Source organism: Streptomyces sp. NPDC058664 (assembly GCF_042716635.1).
Classification (GTDB): domain Bacteria; phylum Actinomycetota; class Actinomycetes; order Streptomycetales; family Streptomycetaceae; genus Streptomyces.
On record NZ_JBHXRW010000010.1, the window covers coordinates 145,043 to 165,388 of the forward strand.

General features: G+C 73.5%; 17 protein-coding genes. 14 read left to right on the plus strand and 3 right to left on the minus strand.

The window, feature by feature from the left end; translation table 11 throughout:
* The first annotated feature begins 126 nt into the window (after nucleotides 1–126).
* Genes ACFWUY_RS11265 through ACFWUY_RS11290 form a run of 6 tightly spaced genes read left to right on the plus strand, consistent with a single transcriptional unit; the run spans nucleotide 127 to nucleotide 5,619 of the window.
* Nucleotides 127–1,806 (plus strand): ATP-binding protein, encoded by a 1,680-nt coding sequence (locus tag ACFWUY_RS11265; RefSeq protein WP_384105447.1) that lies wholly within the window; start codon nucleotides 127–129, stop codon nucleotides 1,804–1,806.
* Complete coding sequence (locus ACFWUY_RS11270; RefSeq protein WP_384105450.1) at nucleotides 1,803–2,204, plus strand: roadblock/LC7 domain-containing protein; 402 nt, start codon at nucleotides 1,803–1,805, stop codon at nucleotides 2,202–2,204. Before ACFWUY_RS11265 ends, ACFWUY_RS11270 begins: the two co-directional genes overlap by 4 nt.
* Complete coding sequence (locus tag ACFWUY_RS11275) at nucleotides 2,201–2,554, plus strand: DUF742 domain-containing protein (protein WP_384105453.1); 354 nt, start codon at nucleotides 2,201–2,203, stop codon at nucleotides 2,552–2,554. The genes ACFWUY_RS11270 and ACFWUY_RS11275 overlap by 4 nt, the downstream gene beginning before the upstream one ends.
* The gene (locus tag ACFWUY_RS11280) at nucleotides 2,535–3,152 is read left to right on the plus strand and encodes an ATP/GTP-binding protein (RefSeq protein ID WP_384105456.1); all 618 of its coding nucleotides are present in this window, start codon (nucleotides 2,535–2,537) and stop codon (nucleotides 3,150–3,152) included. Before ACFWUY_RS11275 ends, ACFWUY_RS11280 begins: the two co-directional genes overlap by 20 nt.
* The gene (locus ACFWUY_RS11285; RefSeq protein WP_384105460.1) at nucleotides 3,149–4,378 is read left to right on the plus strand and encodes a cytochrome P450; all 1,230 of its coding nucleotides are present in this window, start codon (nucleotides 3,149–3,151) and stop codon (nucleotides 4,376–4,378) included. Before ACFWUY_RS11280 ends, ACFWUY_RS11285 begins: the two co-directional genes overlap by 4 nt.
* Nucleotides 4,375–5,619 carry a cytochrome P450 gene (locus tag ACFWUY_RS11290; RefSeq protein ID WP_384105463.1) on the plus strand — a complete coding sequence of 415 codons (1,245 nt, stop codon included), beginning with the start codon at nucleotides 4,375–4,377 and terminating at the stop codon, nucleotides 5,617–5,619. The genes ACFWUY_RS11285 and ACFWUY_RS11290 overlap by 4 nt, the downstream gene beginning before the upstream one ends.
* 73 nt (nucleotides 5,620–5,692) lie before the next feature.
* On the opposite strand, the gene ACFWUY_RS11295 is transcribed toward ACFWUY_RS11290, so the two are convergent.
* Nucleotides 5,693–6,421, minus strand: coding sequence for a hypothetical protein (locus ACFWUY_RS11295; RefSeq protein WP_384105466.1), 729 nt, complete (start codon nucleotides 6,419–6,421; stop codon nucleotides 5,693–5,695).
* Between the two features lie 116 nt (nucleotides 6,422–6,537).
* On the opposite strand from ACFWUY_RS11295, the gene ACFWUY_RS11300 reads away from it, so the two are divergent.
* Entirely contained in the window at nucleotides 6,538–7,425 is an 888-nt protein-coding gene (locus ACFWUY_RS11300; protein WP_384105469.1) for an AMP-binding protein, read from the plus strand.
* 170 nt (nucleotides 7,426–7,595) lie between these two features.
* Nucleotides 7,596–8,264, plus strand: coding sequence for a hypothetical protein (locus ACFWUY_RS11305; RefSeq protein ID WP_384105472.1), 669 nt, complete (start codon nucleotides 7,596–7,598; stop codon nucleotides 8,262–8,264).
* Between the two features lie 36 nt (nucleotides 8,265–8,300).
* Here the strand turns inward: ACFWUY_RS11305 and ACFWUY_RS11310 are convergent, their stop codons facing one another.
* A complete protein-coding gene (locus ACFWUY_RS11310; RefSeq protein WP_384105474.1) occupies nucleotides 8,301–9,398 on the minus strand; it encodes a glutamate--cysteine ligase in 1,098 nt (365 codons plus the stop codon).
* 359 nt (nucleotides 9,399–9,757) lie between these two features.
* On the opposite strand from ACFWUY_RS11310, the gene ACFWUY_RS11315 reads away from it, so the two are divergent.
* The 4 genes from ACFWUY_RS11315 to ACFWUY_RS11330 all read left to right on the plus strand — a co-directional run bounded on the left by ACFWUY_RS11315 (nucleotide 9,758) and on the right by ACFWUY_RS11330 (nucleotide 14,586).
* Nucleotides 9,758–10,966 carry a glycoside hydrolase family 64 protein gene (locus ACFWUY_RS11315; RefSeq protein ID WP_384105476.1) on the plus strand — a complete coding sequence of 403 codons (1,209 nt, stop codon included), beginning with the start codon at nucleotides 9,758–9,760 and terminating at the stop codon, nucleotides 10,964–10,966.
* A gap of 96 nt (nucleotides 10,967–11,062) precedes the next feature.
* On the plus strand, nucleotides 11,063–11,680 hold the full coding sequence (locus ACFWUY_RS11320; RefSeq protein ID WP_384105479.1) for a TOPRIM nucleotidyl transferase/hydrolase domain-containing protein: 618 nt from the start codon (nucleotides 11,063–11,065) through the stop codon (nucleotides 11,678–11,680).
* A 163-nt stretch (nucleotides 11,681–11,843) separates the two neighbouring features.
* Nucleotides 11,844–13,034 carry a serine hydrolase domain-containing protein gene (locus ACFWUY_RS11325; RefSeq protein ID WP_384105482.1) on the plus strand — a complete coding sequence of 397 codons (1,191 nt, stop codon included), beginning with the start codon at nucleotides 11,844–11,846 and terminating at the stop codon, nucleotides 13,032–13,034.
* A 634-nt stretch (nucleotides 13,035–13,668) separates the two neighbouring features.
* On the plus strand, nucleotides 13,669–14,586 hold the full coding sequence (locus ACFWUY_RS11330; protein WP_384105485.1) for a S1 family peptidase: 918 nt from the start codon (nucleotides 13,669–13,671) through the stop codon (nucleotides 14,584–14,586).
* A 137-nt stretch (nucleotides 14,587–14,723) separates the two neighbouring features.
* Here ACFWUY_RS11330 and ACFWUY_RS11335 read toward each other — a convergent pair whose 3' ends face one another.
* Nucleotides 14,724–16,202, minus strand: coding sequence for a glutamate--cysteine ligase (locus ACFWUY_RS11335; RefSeq protein WP_384105488.1), 1,479 nt, complete (start codon nucleotides 16,200–16,202; stop codon nucleotides 14,724–14,726).
* 268 nt (nucleotides 16,203–16,470) lie between these two features.
* Here ACFWUY_RS11335 and ACFWUY_RS11340 point away from each other — a divergent pair, with 268 nt between their 5' ends.
* Nucleotides 16,471–18,603 (plus strand): DUF4139 domain-containing protein, encoded by a 2,133-nt coding sequence (locus ACFWUY_RS11340; RefSeq protein ID WP_384105491.1) that lies wholly within the window; start codon nucleotides 16,471–16,473, stop codon nucleotides 18,601–18,603.
* 8 nt (nucleotides 18,604–18,611) lie between these two features.
* Nucleotides 18,612–20,174 (plus strand): mucoidy inhibitor MuiA family protein, encoded by a 1,563-nt coding sequence (locus ACFWUY_RS11345; protein WP_384105494.1) that lies wholly within the window; start codon nucleotides 18,612–18,614, stop codon nucleotides 20,172–20,174.
* Nucleotides 20,175–20,346: the final 172 nt, after the last annotated feature.

A 20,346-nucleotide genomic window follows, 5' to 3' on the forward strand; every position in this document is an offset into this window, starting at 1 on the left:
GCTGGAAGATTCTTTCACCTTGTGCATACCAATCCGCTCAAGGGCGTTCCGAACTGATCAAGGGCGCCTCTATAGTTCCGACGTTGCGATCTCCTTCCCCCGTGCCTGCTCCCGAGAGTCTGGTTGATGTCGGCATCCCTCACCCCGTTCCGCCCCGCCCTGACCGCCGCGTTGCTGACGGCCGCCGCGGGCGGCGCACTCGCCGCGGCGGCGACGGCCGCGGCACCGGCCGGGGTCCGCCCCGCCCTCGGCTGGTTCGCCGTCTGCGGCGCCCTGCTGCTGTCCGCCGCGGCCTTCTCCGTCACCTGGTACGCGCGCACCGCGCGGGCACACGACCGGAGGGCCGAGGTCCTCGCCGCGGAACTCGCCTCCCGCGAGGCCTACGTCAGCCGGTTCAAGGCCGCCGCCGAGCGGGAGGCCGCCGAGCTGAAAGAGCGTCACGAGGCGGAGGCCGCCGGCCACGCGGCGCGGGCCGAGGAGCTCGTCCGGGCCCACCGGGCCGAGACGGCCAGGCTCGCCGAGGCGCGGACCGCCGACCTCGAACGCCTCGAAGGCCGGCTGCGCCGCGCGGAGTCCGGCCGGTCCGCCGCCATGGCCGCGGCGGCCAACGCCGCCGGGCGCATGCAGGCCCTTGCCACGAGCATGATGGCCGACCTGCGGGAGATGGAGCACCGGCACGCCGACGAGGACGTACTCACCGACCTGCTCCACCTCGACCACCGCACCGCCCAGGCGGGACGGCTCGCCGACTCCGTCGCGGTGCTGACCGGGGCCCGCTCCGGCCGGCGCTGGGCGCGTCCCATCGTCATGGAATCGATCCTGCGCGGCGCCATGGGCCGGATCGGCGGCTACCAGCGGGTGCGGCTGCACTCCGGCAGCGACGCGGCGATCGCCGGTCACGCCGCCGAGGGCATCATGCACGCGCTGGCCGAACTCCTCGACAACGCGGCGAACTTCTCGCCGCCGAGCGCGGAGGTCCACGTCTACGTGGAGGAGGTGCCGGCGGGCATCGTCATCACCGTCGAGGACAGCGGCCTCGCCATGAGCGACGTACAGCTGAGGCGCGCCGAGGCCGCCGTCGGCGCGGCGGCCCAGGACCTCGCCGGGCTCTCGGGCACCCGTCTCGGCCTGCACGTCGTCGGCCGACTGGCCCGCAAGCACGGTCTGACCGTGTCCTTCCGGCCCTCCGCCCGCGGCGGTACCGGCGCCCTCCTGATGGTTCCTCAGGAGCTGATCAGCCACGCGGCGGCCGATCCCGCCGGCGCCTCCGGCGAGCCGGCGCTCCCCGTCTCCGGCCGCGGTGTGACCTCCCCCGGCCCCGACCGTACGCCCGTCGGCCGGCCCGCCCTCGCCCCGGCCGCCGCCGCGGCGTCCCGGCCGTCCGAGCCGGAGGCCGTGCACGAGACCGTCGCCGACGGCGGCGCACCGGAGCCGGCGGTGGACGGGATCGTCCTGCCGCGCCGTCGCCGCGGAGAGACCCTCGCCTCCCAGCTCAAGAACGAGGGAGTACCCGCCAAGGCCCGCGAGGAGGCTCCCCGCACCGGTGCGGGGACCGCGACCCCGCCGCGCTTCGGCAGCTTCCACCGGGCCGTACGCGGGGGCGGCACCCGACCGGAGGACGGACCGCGGGCGACCACCCGCGGCGCCGAGGGATCCCCGGCCGACCCCGCCGACTCCCCCCGGGGCCGGGCGGCCGACGACCGCCCGGCCGACCTCCCCGTACCGTCCGCCCCTCAGGACCCGACGGTCGCACCGCACCCGTCGACGTCCTCGAACCCCCCGTATTCGGAAGGCAATCCGCGATGACCGGCACCACCACCGACGAGAAGCTCAGCTGGCTCCTGGAAGGCCTGCTGGAACGCACCCCGGCCACCCGGCACGCGCTGGTGCTCTCCCGTGACGGCCTCAAGCTCTGCCGCACCTCCGGGCTCTCCGTGGACCAGGCCGACCAGCTCGCCGCCATCGCGGCGGGCATCCAGAGCCTGTCGCACGGCGCCTCCGTGGAGTTCGGCGACGGCACCGGCGGAGTCCGCTCCGCGATGGCCGAGTTCTACGGCGGCATCCTGTTCATCGTGGAGGCCGGGGACGGCGCACACCTCGCGCTGGTCGCCGACGAGGACGCCGACGCCGGACTCATCGGCCACAACATGGCGGAACTGGTCGAGCAGCTGGGCGAGCACCTCGTCGCCAGGCCCCGGGGATGAGCCGGGTCAGGCCGGGCCGGGACGACTCCCCCGACCGCCTCTACACCGTGACCGGCGGTCGCAGCCGTGCCGGATCGGACGCCTTCGACCTGGTGACGCTGGTGGTCGCCGAGAGCGATCCGGTCCCCGGCATGCAGTCCGAGCACGCCGCGATCCTGCGGATGTGCCGCTTCCCCATGGCGGTGGTGGAGGTGGCGTCCGGGCTCGGACTGCCCGTGTCGATCACCCGGATCCTCCTGGCCGACCTGCACGCCACCGGCCGGATCAGCGCCCGCCACCCCCGCCCCGCGTACCGCCTTCCCGATCACGACATCCTGGAGCAGGTGCTCGTTGGACTCCGTAGCCTCTGAACAGCGCCAGACCCTGCACAGCACCGCCGACAACGGACTGAAGATCGTCGTCGTCGGCGGGTTCGGAGTCGGCAAGACCACCCTGGTCCGCTCGGTCAGCGAGATCCGTCCGCTGAACACCGAGGAGACGATGACGCAGGCGGGCGAGCACATCGACGACACGGTCGGCGTCGCCGCGAAGACGGCCACCACCGTCGCCTTCGACTTCGGCCGGATCTCGCTCGACGCTCACAACGTGCTGTACCTGTTCGGTGCCCCCGGCCAGGAGCGGTTCTGGTTTCTGTGGGACCGGCTCTTCTCCGGGACGCTCGGTGCCGTCGTGCTCGTCGACACCCGTCGGCTCGCCGACTCCTGGTACGCCGTCGACCGGCTGGAACACCACGGCACCCCGTTCGTCGTCGCCTGCAACGACTTCGGCGGACCCGCCCACACCCCCGCCCAGATCCGCGAGGCCCTCGACCTCGCCGACGAGGTGCCCCTGGTCTTCTGCGACGCCCGGTCGCGCGAGTCCAGCAAGCAGGTCCTCATCTCGCTCGTCGAGCACCTGCGGACCCTCGTCGCCCCGGACCCGCAGCCGATACCGGAGCCCACCCCGTGACCCACCCCGAGCACCGGCCCGTCCCGCTGAGCGGCCCCCGGTTCCAGACCGACCCCGTCGAGCTGTACCGGCGGATACGGCGCGAGCACGGCGCCGTCGCCCCGGTCCTGCTCGACGGCGACATACCCGCCTGGCTGGTCCTGGGCTACCGCGAGCTGCACCAGGTCACCAGCGACCCGGTCCTCTTCTCGCGCGACTCCGAGCTGTGGAACCAGTGGGACGCCGTCCCGGCGGACTGGCCGCTGCTGCCCATGATCGGCCGCAGGCAGCCCTCCATCCTCTACACCGTCGGCGAGCGGCACCGCGAGCGGGCCGGAGTCATCTCCGACGCGCTGGAGGGCGTCGACCCGTTCGTCCTGAAGGAACGGACCGAGCGCTTCGCCGACGAGCTCATCGACGCCCTCTGCGGCAAGGGCGCCTGCGACATCATCGCCGAGTACGCGATGCTGCTGCCGGTACGGGTCCTCGCCAGCATCTACGGCTTCGCCGACGAACAGGGGCCGGGCCTCGTCACCGCCATGAACGCCATGATCAACGGCCAGGAGGGCGCGCTGGAGGGCCAGCGCCATCTGGCCGGGTCCATGGTCGCGCTCCTCGCCGCCAAGGCCGGGGCGCCCGCCGACGACGTCGCCTCACGGATGATCGCCAACACCGCGGGCTTCACCGCCGAGGAGGTCGCCCAGGACCTCATGGTGATGATGGCCGCCGGCCACCAGCCCACCGCCGACTGGATCGGCAACTCGCTCCGCCTGATGCTCACCGACGACCGGTTCGCGGCCTCCCTCTCCGGCGGCCGGCACAGCGTCGGCGAGGCGATGAACGAGGTCCTGTGGGAGGACACCCCCACCCAGAACGTCGCCGGGCGGTGGGCCTCGCGCGACACCCGGCTCGGCGGACGCCGGATCGACCGCGGCGACCTGGTGCTCCTCGGCCTCGCCGCCGCCAACTCCGACCCGCACGTACGGGCCGACTCCGGCGCCTTCACCGGCGGCAACAACGCCCACCTCTCCTTCGGGCACGGTGAGCACCGCTGCCCCTTCCCGGCACAGGAAGTCGCCGAGACCATCGCCAGGACCGGGATCGAGGTGCTGCTCGACCGGCTGCCGGACATGGACCTCGCGGTGGCCGAGGACGCCCTCGCCCGCCGCCCGTCCCCCTGGCTGCGGGGCCTCTCCGCACTGCCCGTGACCTACACCCCGACCCCCGCCCTTGGAGTCTCCGCATGAGCTGCCCGTACGACCACACCGCCGCGCCCGGCACCGACGTGATCACCCTCGACCCCTTCGTCGGTGACCTCGACGGCGAGAGCGCGCGGCTGCGCGAGGCCGGTCCGCTGGCCCGCGTCGTCCTGCCCGGCGGGGTGCCCTGCTGGGCCGTCACCCGGCACGCCGAGGCGCGAAAGCTGCTCACCGACTCCCGCCTCGTCAAGGACATCGACGCGTGGGGGGCCTGGCAGCGCGGCGAGATACCCCTCGACTGGCCGCTGATCGGCCTCGCCAACCCCGGGAAGTCCATGCTGACCGTGGACGGCGACGAGCACCGGCGGCTGCGCACCCTGGTCGCCCAGGCGCTCACGGCGCGCCGGGTGGAGCGGCTGCGCGCGGGCATCGAGGCACTGACCGAGGGGATGCTCGACCGGCTCGCGCAGCGCCCGGCCGGCGAGGTCGTGGACCTGAAGGCGGAGTTCGCGTACCCCCTGCCGATGAACGTGGTCGGCGAGCTGATGGGCGTCGACGCGGCCGACCACCCGCGGATGAAGACGCTGTTCGACAAGTTCTTCTCGACGCAGACGCCGCCGGAGGAGGTGCCGCAGATGATGGCGGACCTGGGCGCCCTGTTCGCCGGCATCGTCGCGGGCAAGAAGGAGAACCCGGGTGACGACCTCACCAGCGCGCTGATCGAGGCGTCGGAGGACGGCGACCGGCTCAGCACGGAGGAGATCACCAACACCCTCCAGCTGATGGTGGCCGCCGGCCACGAGACGACCATCAGCCTGATCGTGAACGCCGTCGTCGCCCTGGAGACCCACCCCGAGCAGCGCGCCCTGGTGCTCAAGGGCGAGGTGCCGTGGGAGAACGTCATCGAGGAGACCCTGCGCTGGTCGACGCCCACCTCGCACGTGCTGATCCGCTTCGCGGCCGAGGACATCGAGGTCGGTGACCGGGTGCTGCCCAAGGGCGAGGCCCTGATCGTGTCGTTCGGCGCGATCGGCCGGGACGAGGAGCAGTACGGCCCGACGGCGGGCGACTTCGACGTGACCCGCACGCCGAACCGCCACATCTCCTTCGGTCACGGTCCGCACGTGTGCCCGGGCGCGGCCCTGTCCCGTCTGGAGGCCTCGGTGGCCCTCCCCGCCCTGTACGCGCGCTTCCCCGAGCTCCGGCTCGCCGTGCCGCGCGAGGAGCTCCGGAACAAGCCGGTCGTCACGCAGAACGACCTGTTCGACCTCCCGGTCCTCCTGGCCTGACCGCCTGACGCCCCGGCCTGCCCCGTGACGGGGAAGGCCGGGGCGTACCCCGGGCAGGCCCGTCCCCGCCCGGTCAGCCGACTCCGTCGGCCGCCGCCACCCGGTGGGCCTCCAGGCCGGGAGCGGCGAGCAGGTCGGCGATGAGCTCGTCGGAGCCGCCGACGTACGTGCTCACCAGGTCGACGTCACCGCCCACGCACCAGGCGCGGTCCTCCGGCCACCACAGGTCGGGCAGTTCCGCGAACCGGTCCAGGAGCTCGGGGGACACCGCGTCGGCCAGCGGCCCCGACAGCAGGATCTCGTCCCGGCCCGGTGTCGGGAAGGTGGGCACTCCCTCCCACTCCCAGCGGCCGTACCCGTGCCACAGCCCGTACCAGCAGCGGTCCGGTGTGCCCGTGTGCCGCGCCAGTACGGGGATCAGCGCACGCGCGACCCCGGCGGGTGTGGGCCCCTCGGCCGGGTGCTCGTCCCACACTCCGGGCAGGCCGTACTCCTCCCTGTTCTGGTAGAACCGCTCGACCCCGATCACCTCGTGCCAGTCCGTCAGCGCCTCGACCCGCCGCCCGTGGGCGGCGGCGACGGCGTTCCAGCGGACGGGGCGCTCGTCGAGCTCCGCGGGGTGCAGCACGCGCGCGTACGCCGGGAAGCCGGGCGCGGCGACACCGGCGACGGTGCCGAAGTCCCCGTATCCGGGGCGGCGTTCGGTCAGCCAGCGGGCCGACCCGAGGTCCGCCTTCTCGACGAACAGCCGCCCGTACGGGTCAGGGCCTGCTTCTCGGCCCGATCGGTTCCATGGATCCATTCGTCCAGTCTCCCCCGGACCGTCGGCCGAACGGCGATTCGAGGATCCGACACCCTTTCCGGATGATCACCGTTTCCTTCGGTCGGGGTGGTCGTTGCACTCGAAGATCCATTGGGGTGACCAAGCGTCACCACCGAGTCGAATGGCTGTGCGCGCACGGTGCCCGGCCGGGCCGGCTCGTCGCGATCGTCATGGACAAGGGCTGGGAGCAGGCGGTCGCCGCGTACGCGGTGCTGTTCTCGGGCGCCGCGTACCTCCCCGTCGACCCCGACCTGCCCGGCGCCCGTGTCCGTCATCTGCTCGACAGGGGCGAGGTCGACCTCGTCCTCACCCAGGCACGGCTCGACGACGCCCTCGACTGGCCGACCGGACCGCTGCGACTCTGCCTCGACCGGCCGCTGCCCGCCGACACCGACACACCGCTCCCCGCCGGCGGCAGCCCCGACGACCTCGTGTACACGATGTTCACCTCCGGGTCGACGGGCGAGCCGAAGGGCGTGATGGTCAATCACCGGGCGGTCGTCAACTGTGTCCTCGAGAGCGTCGAGGCGTTCGGCCTCACCGAGGGCGACCGCTGTCTCGCGGTGACCTCGCTCCACCACGACCTCTCGGTCTTCGACCTCTTCGGAATGCTCGGCGCGGGCGGCGCGGTGGTCGTGCCGGCCGCCGCGGACCGCCGTGACCCGGCGCACTGGGCGGAGCTCGTCTCCACGCACGGGGTGACGGTGTGGAACTCGGTCCCGGCCATGATGGAGATGCTCCTGGAGACCGTCGGGGACGACGGCTCGCTCGCCCCCCTCCGGCTCGTCGTGCTCGGCGGCGACTGGATCCCGTTGGCCGTACCGCGCCGACTGGCCGCGACCCGGCTGGTCGCCCGGATCCGCGACCGGTTCCGGATCGCGATCACTCTCCGCGCGGTGTTCACCTCCCGTACGGTCGCGGACCTGGCGGTCGCGGTCGACCGGCTCGGGTGCGACGGGGGCGGGGTGGGCGACGAGGGCTGACGTCCTGCGGTCCTGGGGCGGGGCGGTGGGCGGTATCCGCCCCCGGCCCGTCCCTGGCCTGTTCCCGACCCGTCCCTGACCTGTTCCCGGCCCGGTCGTCCCCGGCCCGGGCGCGGGCCGTACCCTTGCCGCCGCGATCATCATCGGGACGAGGACACACAGGGGAACGCATGGCCATCCACCGTCCGGGGCTGCCGGAGGACCTTCCGTCGGGCGAGGCGCTGTGGGCCCGCTGGGCGCTGCTCGCCGCCGTCGGGGCGACCACCGAGGAGGAGCGGCGCACGAGCGGCTACCGCACCGGCCGCTGGATCGACGCCGAGGGCCTCCACTACGACGACTCCGGCTGCACCTGGTGGACCATGTCCCGGATGGGCGAGGGCCGGTACGTGCTCTACGGCGAGGACGAGTCGAGCGGCGTCAAGTGGCACGGGACGCCGATCGACATGCTGGCGGGCGGTCCGGACTGGCTCCCGTACGACGAGTTGCACGACCGGATCGAGGGGTACGAGCTGGGCTGCGTCTACTGGTACGAGAACGGTGCCTGGGCCCGCGCGCCGTACCCCGACGACCTCCGTGACGACGGTCTGGACTGCGGCATGAGCGGCTTCGTCGAACGGGACCGGGTCCTGGCGGAGCTGGCGGAGTACGTCGACGACGTGGCCGGCGGACCGGGCGCGGACGGTCTCCTGGCCGACGCGGAGGCGCACCGGCTGGAGCCGGGGACGCTGCTCGGGCGGCTGCTGCCGGAGAGCCCCGACGGCGAGCCGCTGGACCCGCCTGCCGTCGCCAGGGCCCTCGTGCTCGCGGGCCTCACGGGCCCGGGCGCCGCCGTGTCGTAGGGCGCCGGGGCGCGGCCCCGTGAGGCCGCCGGCGTCTCAGGTGGCGGCGGTCGTGATGTGGGCGCAGGCCCGTACGACCTCGTCGAGGGCCAGGCCCTCGTCCCGCAGGGCGCGCTGCCGGTCCGCGCCACCGCCGCGGATCAGGTGGGTGGTGACTCCCTGACGCGCCGCATCGAGGTCTCCGGCGTCCCGCAGCGCGTCCTCGGTGTGCCGGAGGAGCGCGTCGAAGGCCGCTTCGGGGCTGGTCTCCCGCATGGTGACGGGATGGACGAGCGGTCCGCCGAGCCCGGACCGGGCGGCGCGCCAGGAGGCCAGCCGCAGGAGGCCGGCGGAGATACGGGCGGGGCCCTCGCCGTTCCGCCAGGCGCGGGCGGCGGTCTCCACGAGGCCGCGGGCCAGGGTGGCGACGAGCACGGTCGTGGCGGGTTCCAGGCAGACGTCGGCGACCCTGATCTCGACGGTCGGGTAGTTGGCGGAGAGACGGGCGTCGAAGTAGATCATGCCGGGGTCGCGCAGGACCCCGGTCGCCAGCATGTCCTCCACCTGCTCGTGGTAGCGCTCGGCGCTGCCGAAGAGTTCGTACGGCCCGGCGGACGGCCAGCGGTTCCACACCCGGCTGCGGTAGCTGCTGTACCCGCTGTCCTGCCCCTGCCAGAACGGCGAGTTCCCGCTGAGCGCGTTGAGGAGGGGGAGCCAGGGCCGGATCCGGTCGAGGACGGCGACCCCCTCCTCGTCGGACTCCACGGCCACGTGGACGTGGCACCCGCACGTGAGCTGCTCCCTGGTGGTGAGCGCGAACTGCTCGGCCATCCACCGGTACCTGAGGCCCAGTTGGCGGGAGGGCTCCACGGGGAGCGGCGAGGTGGCGAGGGCGGCGACGAGAGCGCCGGCCTCGCGGGCGTACCGCCTCGCCTCGCCGCGCAGCCGGACGATCTCGTCCCGCAGCTCGTCCATGTCCTTCATCGGCCGGGTGGAGAACTCCAGCTGCTCCTGGTGCAGCTCCTTCTCGAAGCTCTTTCCCGCCTCGTCCCCCTTCAGGGCCGCTGACGCGAGTACCGCCGACGAGACCGCGAGGGGCTCTCCCGTCCTCGCCTCGACGAGCATGAGCTCCTCCTCGACTCCTACCGTGCGCATGGACGCTCCTGTCGGCATGGGAAGCCCGGACCCGCCGGCCGGCCCTGGGGCCGTGAGCGGGTGCGGGACAGGGACGATGCGCGTATGCCCAGTTCCGCGGCGGTGACGCGCCCCGAGGAGAGGAGATCCTGTCGGGCACCGCGGTCCAGGGCAAGAGCGCTTTCCCGGCCCCTGCGGGCGGACGGGCAAGGCCCGTCGTCGGCGCGGTCCCCTCCCTCGCCCGCCCCTCCCCGTCGGCCGGTCCCGCACTCCGCCATTGACAGGCTCATCTCAACCTCACATTCTGAGAGCGCTCTCAGAACTGTCCGCCCCCTCCGGATTCCCCCCGCACGGAGTCCCCCACCTCCGAGGAGCCCCACGTGCCCTCCCGCCATCGGCGCGCCTACGTCCGACTCGCGCCCCTCGCCGCCGCCGCGGTGATCGGAACCGTCGTCACCGTCACCGCCCCCTCCCACCCCGTCGAGGCCGCCGTCCCCTCGACCATTCCGCTCACCTTCACGAACAACTCCGGTCGCGGCGAGCAGGTCTACGTCTACAACCTGGGCACCGAACTCTCGACGGGCCGACAGGGCTGGGCCGACGCGAACGGCACCTTCCACCCGTGGCCGGCCGGGGGCTCGACCCCCGTCCCCGCGCCGGACGCCGCCATCGCCGGGCCGGCCACCGGCCGGTCGATGACGATCCGGCTGCCGAAGTTCTCCGGCCGGATCTACTTCAGCTACGGACAGAAACTGGTCTTCAAGCTGGCGACGGGCGGCCTGGTGCAGCCCGCGGTCCAGAACCCGAGCGACCCCAACAGGAACATCCTCTTCAACTGGTCCGAGTACACGCTCAACGACTCGGGCCTCTGGATCAACAGCACCCAGGTCGACATGGTCTCGGTGCCGTACGCCGTCGGCGTCAAGCGGCCCGACGGCACCGTCGCGAACACGGGACGCCTCAAGCCCGGCGGCTACCGGGGCTTCTACGACGCGCTGCGCGGCCAGCCCGGCGGCTGGGCCGGTCTCATCCAGACCCGCGCCGACGGCACCGTGCTGCGCGCCCTCGCGCCGGGGCACGGCATCGAGGCGGGCGCGCTGCCGTCGGGGGTGATGAACGACTACATCAACCGCGTCTGGAGCAAGTACGCCACGTCGACCCTGACCGTGACGCCCTTCGCGAACCAGCCCTCGGTGAAGTACTACGGCCGGGTCTCGGGCAGCGTCATGAACTTCACGAACAGCGCCGGGGCGGTCGTCACCTCCTTCCAGAAGCCGGACTCCGACAGCGTCTTCGGCTGCTACAAGCTCCTCGACGCCCCGAACGACCAGGTGCGCGGCCCCATCTCCCGTACGCTCTGCGCCGGTTTCAACCGCTCCACGCTGCTCACCAACCCGAACCAGCCGGACACTTCGTCGGCCGGTTTCTACCAGGACACGGTGACCAACCACTACTCCCGCAAGATCCACGCCCAGATGGTCGACGGCAAGGCGTACGGCTTCGCCTTCGACGACGTCGGCGCGCACGAGTCACTGGTGCACGACGGCAGTCCGCAGCAGGCGTACGTCACGCTCGACCCGCTGGACTAGAAGGCCGCAGGACCACCTCCTCCCGACCCGCCGACCGCCGACCGCCGCACCGGATATTCCCTGGTGCGACGGTCGGTGGACGGGGAGACTCGCGCCATGGTGGACATGTGCGCGTTCCGGGAGGCGGTCGACCGCCGGGCGGCCGGCGGCCCCGGCGGACCGGCGGAGGAAGCGGCGGGGCGGCTGGGGCTGCGGACGGCGGTGATGCTGGAGGGACCGAGCGATCTCGCGGCCGTCGAGGCCCTGGCCGCACTGCGCGGCCGGGACCTCGCCGCCGAGGGGGTGTGCGTACTCTCGATCGGCGGGGCGATGAGCGTGGGGCGCTATGCCGACCTGCTCGGCCCGTCCGGTCTCGGCCTGCGCCTGACAGGCCTGTGCGACGAACGCGAGCAGCGTTACTACGACCGCGCCCTGCGGAGGGCCGGGGCCTCGTCCGGGGGGTTCTTCGTGTGCGTGGCGGACCTGGAGGACGAGCTCATCCGCGCGCTGGGCACGGAGCGGGTGGAGGAGATCATCCGGGCCGAGGGCGACCTGCGCGCCTGGCAGACCTTCCTGCGCCAGCCCGCGCAGCACGGTCGGCCCAGACACCGGCAGTTGCGCCGCTTCCTCGGTACGAAGAAGGGCCGCAAGATCCGCTACGGCCTTCTCCTGGTCGAGGCCCTCACCCCCGCGCGGGTACCCGCCCCGCTCGACGACCTCTTCAGGAACCTGTGACCGCCGTACGGGCACGGCGGGGCGGCTGAAGCGGGTCTGCTGACACGGGCCGCGGCCGGAAAGCCGGGAGCCGGGCCGTCCGTGCCTCCGGCGCGCGCTCCCTTCCCTCCGATCCGACCAGTCGGTATGTTGCTCGCGACCGTCGATCACCCCGGAGGACGTCATGCCCGCTCCCGCATCCGAGCCCCAGCCCGCGGTCGAACCCGCGCTCGAAGGGCACTGCGACCCTCGCTTCGCCGCCGTGCGGGAGGCCTTCGAGGCCAACTTCCGGACGCGGGAGGAGCTGGGGGCCGCCGTGACCGTCCAGGTCCACGGCGAGACCGTGGTGGACCTGTGGGGCGGCTGGGCGGACGCCGCCCGCACGCGCCGCTGGGAACGCGACACCGTGGTCAACGTCTGGTCCACGACCAAGGGCGTGACCGCGCTCTGCGCCCACCTCCTCGCGGACCGGGGGCTGCTCGACCTGGACGCGCCGGTCGCCTCCTACTGGCCGGAGTTCGCCGCCGCCGGCAAGGAGAAGCTCCCCGTACGCCACCTCCTCTCCCACCGCGCGGGCCTCGCCGGACTGCGCGAGCCGCTCTCGCTCGCGGAGTTCTACGACTGGGAGGTGACGACGGCCCGGCTCGCGGCGACGGAGCCGTGGTGGGAACCCGGCACTCGCTCCGGCTACCACGCCATGACGTACGGGTTCCTGGTCGGCGAGGTGATCCGGCGCATCACGGGACGGCTGCCCGGTGCCTTCCTCCACGACGAGATCACCGGCCCTCTCGACATCGACTTCACCATCGGCCTCCCGGAGAAGGAAGCGGGCCGCGCGGCCGAGCTCGTACACCCCCGCGCCTCGTCCGCGAGCGAACAGGCCGCCGTCTTCGCCCAGTTGGCGCCCGCGGCGCAGGCGGCCCTGGCGAACCCGCTCGTGGGGGCCGCCCAGGCCAACAGCCCCGAGTGGCGCGCCGCCGAACTTCCGGCGGCCAACGGCCACGGGACGGCCCGCGCGGTCGCCCGGCTGTACGGGATCCTCGCCGGGCGGGGCCGCTCCGGCGGGCACCGGATCCTCTCCGAGGCGGCCGCCGAACGGGCCCGCGAGGGGCAGGGGGCCGGCCGGGACCTGGTCCTCGGCGCGGGCTTCGCCCATGACACGGAGTGCGCCCTCGGCCTCTGGCTCAGCGGCGCCAACGCCTCCTACGGCCCCAATCCGCGCGCCTTCGGCCACGACGGCTTCGGCGGCTCCTGCGGCCTCGCGGACCCGGAATCGGGCGTCTCCCTCGGCTACGTGATGAACCGCATGGGCCCCCGGATCGCGGACGACCCCCGCAAGATGGCCTTGGTCGAGGCCGTGTACAGGGCGCTCTGACCCCCGGTCACGGCGGAATCCGGACACGCGGGCGCCCCGGACGGAGGGAACGATTGCGACATCGAGGGGCGCCCATGCGTACGTCAGGAGCCCATGGCCTGCCTCCGTTCCGTCACGGAAGGACGCCGTTCACGCGTACGGACCGATCCGGCACGACGACCGGATCTGTGCACCCGCTACCCCTCCGGCGCGCGATCGCCGGGCCCCGGGCGTCGAGGCCCGGCGACGGCGGTGCGCCGCGTGTGACGGCAGGGACGTTCCGGCGGCTGAACTGGAGAATCGGTACAGGCCCTTCCGCTTCGGCGAGCCTAATCTCCCCGGCGACTCCGCCCGTCCGAAAAGCTCCTGAAGGACCGTCAGCAAACTTTCGCAAGCGTTTGCGCGAGCCCGCTTCGCCACTCCCGTCACAGCCGGCGGTCGGGGTGCGGTCCGGACCTGTCGCCCCACCACCCCCACGGACGCGCGTAGATGGGCCGAAAGGCGTTCTTGCCGCCGGGGCCGCCCGGATTCGAGGATTCCCCTGTCGAGCTTGACAGGTCCATGGCGCATCACCCCTTCGTCGTGGACCGTCCCGCTCCTCGCACCAAGGGGTCGCCCACCCAGCGGTCCCCCCACTCCCCCACCGGAGGATCCAGTGAACCTCAAGCGTCTGTCCCCCCTCGGCGGCGCCGCCAAGGGCGCACGGCTGATCGCCGTGGCCTCCGCGCTGCTCGCCGCCTCGGCGCTTGCCGTCCCGTCCTCGTCCGCCGCCACGGCCGAGAACGGCCGGGCCACCGCCACCCAGCTCGCCGCCGCGAACGAGGCCGTACGCGGAGCCGACGTACCCGGCACCGCGTGGTACACCGACCAGGCGACCGGGAAGATCGTCCTCACCGCAGACTCCACCGTCTCCGCCGCCGAGATAGCCAAGATCAAGAAGGCGGCCGGCGACCGCGCCGCCTCCCTGGAGATCAAGCGGACGCCCGGCACGTTCAACAAGCTCATCGCGGGCGGTCAGGCCATCTACGCGGGCGGCGGGCGGTGCTCGCTCGGCTTCAACGTCCGCAGCGGCTCCACCTACTACGCCCTCACGGCAGGCCACTGCACCAACATCGGCAGCACCTGGTACACGAACTCGGCCAACACCACGGTGCTCGGCACCCGCACCGGTTCCAGCTTCCCGACCAACGACTACGGCATCATCCGCCACTCCAACGCCTCGGCGGCGGACGGCCGGGTCTACCTCTACAACGGCAGCTACCGTGACATCACCGCGGCGGGCAACGCCTACGTGGGCCAGTCGGTCCAGCGCAGCGGCAGCACCACCGGTCTGCGCGGCGGGTCCGTCACCGGCCTCAACGCGACCGTCAACTACGGCGGCGGCGACATCGTCTACGGCATGATCCAGACCAACGTCTGCGCCGAGCCGGGCGACAGCGGCGGCGCGCTCTTCTCCGGCACCACCGCGCTCGGCCTCACCTCCGGCGGCAGCGGCAACTGCTCCAGCGGCGGCACGACGTTCTTCCAGCCGGTGACGGAGGCGCTGAGTGCGTACGGCGTGAGCGTCTTCTAGCCGAGAAGCCCACCGGAGTCGCCGTAATCGGCGGAAGGTCCGACGGCTTCGGAGAGTTCACAGACCGACGGCCGGGCGGTCCCCTCGGGGGCCGCCCGGCCCGGTCGTGCGCGCGGGCGTCCGTGCAGGAGCGGAGGTCACTCGACCGGCCAGGTGTGCGCCGGAGCGTTCATATGCATGTACTCGATGTACTGCCGCGTCATCCGCCGCAGCGCCTCGTGCCGGTCCACATGGACGGTGTCGTGCAGGTGGTGGAACATCTCGGACTGCCACACCGCGCCGTTGCGGCCGCTGACGCACCGCTGCTCGATGACCCCGAGCAGCGGCTCCCGACGGGCCGCGTCCAGGCCCAGCCGTTCGAGGCCCCGGTCCGCCAGCGGCAGCAGCCGCCGCAGCACCAGCTCGGTCACCGGGACCTCGCCCATGCCCGGCCAGTACACCGGCGCGTCGATGCCGTGCCGCGCGGCCGTGTGCAGGTTCTCCTCCGCCGCCGCGAACGACATCCGCGACCAGACGGGCCGGTCCTCGTCGACCAGGGCGCGGACGAGCCCGTAGTAGAAGGCGCCGTTCGCCAGCACGTCGGCCACCGTGGGGCCGGCGGGCAGCACTCTGTTCTCCACCCGCAGATGGGGGACGCCGTCGACGACGGCGTAGACGGGGCGGTTCCAGCGGTAGACCGTCCCGTTGTGGAGGGTGAGTTCGGCGAGGTCGGGCGTTCCGCCGCGGGCGAGAGTCTCCTCCGGGTCCTCGTCGTCGCACAGGGGCAGCAGCGCGGGGAAGTACCGCGCGTTCTCCTCGAACAGGTCGAAGACGGAGGTGATCCATCGCTCTCCGAACCAGACCCGCGGCCGTACGCCCTGCACCCTGATCTCGTCGGGCCGGGTGTCGGTGGCCTGCTCGAACAGCGGGATGCGGGTCTCGCGCCACAGCTCCTTGGCGAACAGGAACGGCGAGTTCGCCGCCAGGGCCACCTGCACCCCCGCGATGGCCTGGGCGGCGTTCCAGTGGTCGGCGAACTCGTCCGGGGCGACCTGCAGATGGAACTGGGTGCTGGTGCAGGCCGCCTCGGGCGTGATCGTCTCCGCGTAGGTCCGCAGGCGCTCCACGCCGTCCACCGCGATCAGGAGGTCCTCGCCCCTCGCCGCGAAGATCTGCTCGTTGAGCAGGTGGTACCGCGGGTTCTCCGAGAGCGACTCGGGACCGACGTCCTTCAGCTCCAGCGTCGGCAGGATCCCGATCATCACCAGATGCGCGCCGATCGCCGCGGCCTTCTCCTCGGCGTGGTTGAGGGCTTGGCGGATCTCCTGCTCCCAGGGGTCGGGGCCGTCCGCCGCGAGGAGCCTCGGCTCGACGTTGATCTCCAGGTTGAACCGGCCGAGCTCGGTCGACCAGGAGGGATCCGCGATCGCCTCCAGGACGTCCGTGCTGCGCATGGCGGGCTCGGCATCGGTGTCCACGAGGTTCAGTTCGATCTCCAGACCGACCTGCGGCCGCTCGAAGTCGAACCGTGACTCGCGCAGCATCCGTGCGAACACGTCGAGGCAAATGCGCACCTTGTTCCGGAACCGGCGGCGGTCGTCACGGGTGAACTCCAGCGCCGGGACATCACGTCCCATCGGTCCCTCCCGAGACTCGTCGGCACGGACCCCCACCTTCAGCGTCCCACCCCGGGCGCCGCCCAACCACCGAAGCCCCCGGCCACGTGCCCACGGCTCCTCTCGTACACGACGCCGACCTGCGACTTTCCCGGTCGCGACGAGCCCGTCCCCGTCTCGTCCCGTCCCGTCGGTGGTCTTTCCGCGCTCCGTTCTCCGAACCCCTGCCGACACGCGGGCCGCTCCGGCGTAGGCTTCGCTCAGCATGGACGCGACGGGGGGCCGGCACATGGCGACCGATACGGCACAGAGGTGGGGATCGACCCTCGACTCGGTCGTGGTGTACGCGCGGGGCGCGCTCTGCCACCGGCTGGCCCGGGGCAGCGTCCCGGCGGACGGCCGGGTCCGCGTGACGGGGCTGCCCCGCTCGATGGACCCCGGCTCCCTCCGCGCCCGGGTCCTGGGCACGTCGGAGGTACGGGTCACCGAGGCGCGGGTGGAGGTCGAGGCCCCCGGCACCGACGGCGGGGAGGTGCCCGACGCGCCGCGGCGCGAGGTCGAGCGGCTGCGCGACGCGGCGGCGGCGGCGCGCGGCCGCCGGGACCGGCAGCTGGATCTGATCGCGGAGGTCAGGGGCCTGCGCCCGGTGCCGCCCGCCCGCAAGCGCGACGATCCGCACCGCCGTACCCCGGTCGACGCGTGGCTGGAACTCGCCGACTTCGTCGACGAACGACTGACCGGGCTGCACGCCCGTCTCGTCGAACTGGAACAGGAACTGCTCGATGTCGAGCACGAGCTCGACGTCGCCGCCGACGGCCTCGCCCGCGCCTCCACCGACGCGCCGTCCGCACACGTGGACACCACGGTCTCCGCGCTGCTGACCCTCGTCGGCGCCGACGACGCGGAGGTGGAGCTCGACCTCGAGTACGGGGTGCCGGGTGCCGTCTGGGTCCCGGCCTACCGTCTCACCCACCGTCAGGGCGACGACACCGGCCGTCTGGTGCTGCGCGCCTCGGTCGCCCAGCGCACCGGCGAGGACTGGACCGGGGTGCGCGTCGCCCTGGCCACCGCCGACCTGCGGCGCCGCACCGACCTGCCGAAGCTGCGGTCGGTCCGGATCGGACGCCGCCAGGCCGCCCCCGCGCCCTCCGGCTGGCGCGAGCCTCCGGCGGGCCTCGCCGACCTGTTCACCGGGTACGCGGCGGCCGGTCCCCGGCCCGTCACGGCCGCCGGTGGCCCGGCTGCCGTAGGCGCGGCCGCCGGTGGCGCCGGCTCCGCGCCCGGGGCCGTACCGGGAGGCATCGCGTACGGCCAGGTTCCGCCGCCGCCGTCGACCGGCTACGGCGGCCCCCCGCCGCCCCCGCCGCAGGCTTACGGCGCACCGCCCCCGGCGCCGGGCGCCGCGTACGGCTCCGCCCCCGACGCCTTCGGGACGATCGATCGCCTGGAGACCAGCATGGGGCCAACACCCGGGCAGCCGGGTGCCCGGCCGCGTGCCGGTGGCCGGCCCCGCACGGCGGCGCCCGCCCCCGCCATGGCCCCGGCGCCCCCCGGCGCGGCCGCGCCGCCACCGCCGCCGGCCGGTCCGCCGCAGCCGAGCGGCGCCGAACTCGACTACGCCGCCCTGACCCTGTGCGGCCCCGACGAGCCGGGCGGCCGCCGCGGCCGCCTGTTCCCCGCGGCGCCCTTCGACGGGGTGGCGGACGAGTACCGCCGCCGCGCCGAGACGGTGGCCGCGCTGCCGCTGCCCGGACACGCCGTGCGGCCCCGCGAGTCGGCGGGCTCCTTCGACCACCGCTACGACGCGGCCGCCCGCGCCGACGTCCCCTCGGACGGCACCTGGCACACCGTCACCGTCGCGGAGATCCCGGTCGGTCTGCGCACCGAGTACCTCTGCGTGCCCTCCGTGGAGGAGACCGTGTACGCGACGCTCGTGCTCTCCAACGCCACCGACCAGGCCCTGTTGGCCGGCCCGGTGGAGGTCACCGTCGACGACGACTTCCTGCTGACCGCCGCGCTGCCCACGCTCGCCCCCGGTGGCGTACGCCGGGTGGGGCTCGGGCCCGCCGAGGGCATCCGGGTCACCCGCCGTACGAACCTGCGCGAGTCGACCACGGGGCTGCGCAACCACATCACCGTGCTCGACCACCAGGTCCACGTGGAGCTGGCCAACCGGCTCGCGAGGCCCGTCACCGTCGAGGTCCGCGAGCGGGTGCCCGTCGCCTCCGAGCCGGACGTCCGGATCGAGGAGCGAGCCGGCTGGACGGCGCCCGTGGACGGCGCGGGACCCGAGCGGCACGCCCCCGGCACCCGCGTCTGGCGGGTGGACCTGCCCGCCGGTGGCACCACCGCCCTCGACGGCGGCTACGAGATCCGCATCCCGGCCGGCAAAGCCCTGGTCGGCGGCAACCGCAGGAGCTGAGACACCCCATGTCCACGGCCTCGAAGACGATCGCCGTCCCCGTCACCGCCGTCACCTGTCTGGAGGACCGCGCGCATGTCGAGCGGTCCGTCGTGCTCGACCTGGAGGCCGGCGTCCAGCGGCTGCGCCTCGGGCCGGTCAGCGCGCTGGCCGTCGACCGCACCCTCCACGCCGAGCTGACCTCCGGCCCCCCGGCCACCGTGCTCGACGTGCGCGTCGTCCGCGACTGGACGCCGCGAGGGCCGCGACCGCCGGCCGGCGACGGCTTCGCCCTGCGCCACCGCGAGCACGCCCTGGAGGAGGAGCGGCTCGTCCTGGAGCAGCGGCGCGACCGGCTGCGGGCCCGCCTCGACCTCCTCGGCCGCCTCGCCGCGGACGTCCTGCGGGAGATCGCCGAAGGCGCCGGCTCCGGGGAGAGCGAAGGGCCACGCTGGGCCCGTGAACTGGACCGGGTGGACGCCGAGCGCGACACCTACGGCGAGGAGCTCCGTACCGTCGAGGCCCGGCTGACCGCGCTCGCCGCCGAACTCGGCGACGTACAGCGGGCCATGGGTCTCACCGAGGAGGAACCCGCCGAGCTGACCGGTCACATCGAACTGACCGTGGAGGCCGCGGCCGCCGGTCCTGCCGGGCTGCGGCTGAGCCACCTCACCCCGTGCGCGTTGTGGAGGCCCGCCTACCGGGCGGTGCTCGACGGCGGCTCCCTGACGCTCGAGACCGAGGCGGTGGTCTGGCAGCACACCGGCGAGGACTGGTCGGACGCACGGCTGACGCTGTCGACGGCCAGGTCGGCCCTGGCCACCGATCCGCCGCGGCTCACCGAGGACCGGCTGACGCTCAAGGACCGTACGGCCGCCGAGCGGCGCACGGTCGACGTCGAGCTGCGCGAGGAGGAGATCGGGGACCTCGGACCGGCCCCGGTGCTCGGCCTGCCGGGCGTCGACGACGGTGGCGAGGCACGTGTGCTGCACTGTCCCGAGCCGGTCTCGGTGCCCTCGGACGGCCGCGCCCACCGGGTGCCGCTCTCGGCCTTCACCACGGCGGCGGGCAGCGAGTACGCCTGTTCGCCCGAGGTGTCGCCGCTGGTCACCCAAGTGGTGCGGTTCGACAACCGGTCCGGCCACGCGCTGCTCGCGGGGCCGGTGGACCTGGTGCGCGGCAGTGGCTTCATCGGTCGCGGCACGCTGGACTTCACCACTCCCGGTGCCCCGGTCGAGCTCGCCTTCGGGAGTCGCGACGACCACCGGGTCGTCCGGGAGACCGAGGAGTCCCGGGACACCGCCGGCCTCACGCAGCGGACCGTGGTCACCCGCACGGTCCGGCTGCACCTGTCCCGGTTCTCCGCGCCGGGGGAGCTCGGCGAACGGGTGGTCGTCCTCCGGGAGCGGATCCCCGTCTCCGAGGTCTCGGCGGTGGAGGTACGCCTGCGCAAGGAGGCCTGTTCGCCCGCGCCCGACGCGGTCGACGCCGAGGGCATCGTCCGCTGGGACGTCACCCTGCCGCCCGGCGGCCGCCGCACGGTCACCCTGGTGTACGAGCTGTCGGCGAGCTCCAAGGTCGCCGGGCTCTGAACCCGGCGGGGCCGCCACAACTTTCGCACGCGACTTCTTGTTGCGCGGTGACGCCCTGCGTGTTCTCTTAGCGGCGGGGTACGCGGTGCGCGACCATACGGACGCCGAGTCGCATTCCTGACCCACGAAATGCGGACGACGTCAGGAGCAGGCGGCCGGCGGACGGAAACAC

Bases quoted from the DNA above. Each gene is read 5' to 3' on its own strand.
- ACFWUY_RS11265 (WP_384105447.1), top strand. From the start codon at position 127: ATGTCGGCATCCCTCACCCCGTTCCGCCCCGCCCTGACCGCCGCGTTG.
- ACFWUY_RS11270 (WP_384105450.1), top strand. From the start codon at position 1,803: ATGACCGGCACCACCACCGACGAGAAGCTCAGCTGGCTCCTGGAAGGC.
- ACFWUY_RS11275 (WP_384105453.1), top strand. From the start codon at position 2,201: ATGAGCCGGGTCAGGCCGGGCCGGGACGACTCCCCCGACCGCCTCTAC.
- ACFWUY_RS11290 (WP_384105463.1), top strand. From the start codon at position 4,375: ATGAGCTGCCCGTACGACCACACCGCCGCGCCCGGCACCGACGTGATC.
- ACFWUY_RS11295 (WP_384105466.1), bottom strand. From the start codon at position 6,421: ATGGATCCATGGAACCGATCGGGCCGAGAAGCAGGCCCTGACCCGTAC.
- ACFWUY_RS11305 (WP_384105472.1), top strand. From the start codon at position 7,596: ATGGCCATCCACCGTCCGGGGCTGCCGGAGGACCTTCCGTCGGGCGAG.
- ACFWUY_RS11310 (WP_384105474.1), bottom strand. From the start codon at position 9,398: ATGCGCACGGTAGGAGTCGAGGAGGAGCTCATGCTCGTCGAGGCGAGG.
- ACFWUY_RS11320 (WP_384105479.1), top strand. From the start codon at position 11,063: ATGGTGGACATGTGCGCGTTCCGGGAGGCGGTCGACCGCCGGGCGGCC.
- ACFWUY_RS11325 (WP_384105482.1), top strand. From the start codon at position 11,844: ATGCCCGCTCCCGCATCCGAGCCCCAGCCCGCGGTCGAACCCGCGCTC.
- ACFWUY_RS11335 (WP_384105488.1), bottom strand. From the start codon at position 16,202: ATGGGACGTGATGTCCCGGCGCTGGAGTTCACCCGTGACGACCGCCGC.
- ACFWUY_RS11340 (WP_384105491.1), top strand. From the start codon at position 16,471: ATGGCGACCGATACGGCACAGAGGTGGGGATCGACCCTCGACTCGGTC.
- ACFWUY_RS11345 (WP_384105494.1), top strand. From the start codon at position 18,612: ATGTCCACGGCCTCGAAGACGATCGCCGTCCCCGTCACCGCCGTCACC.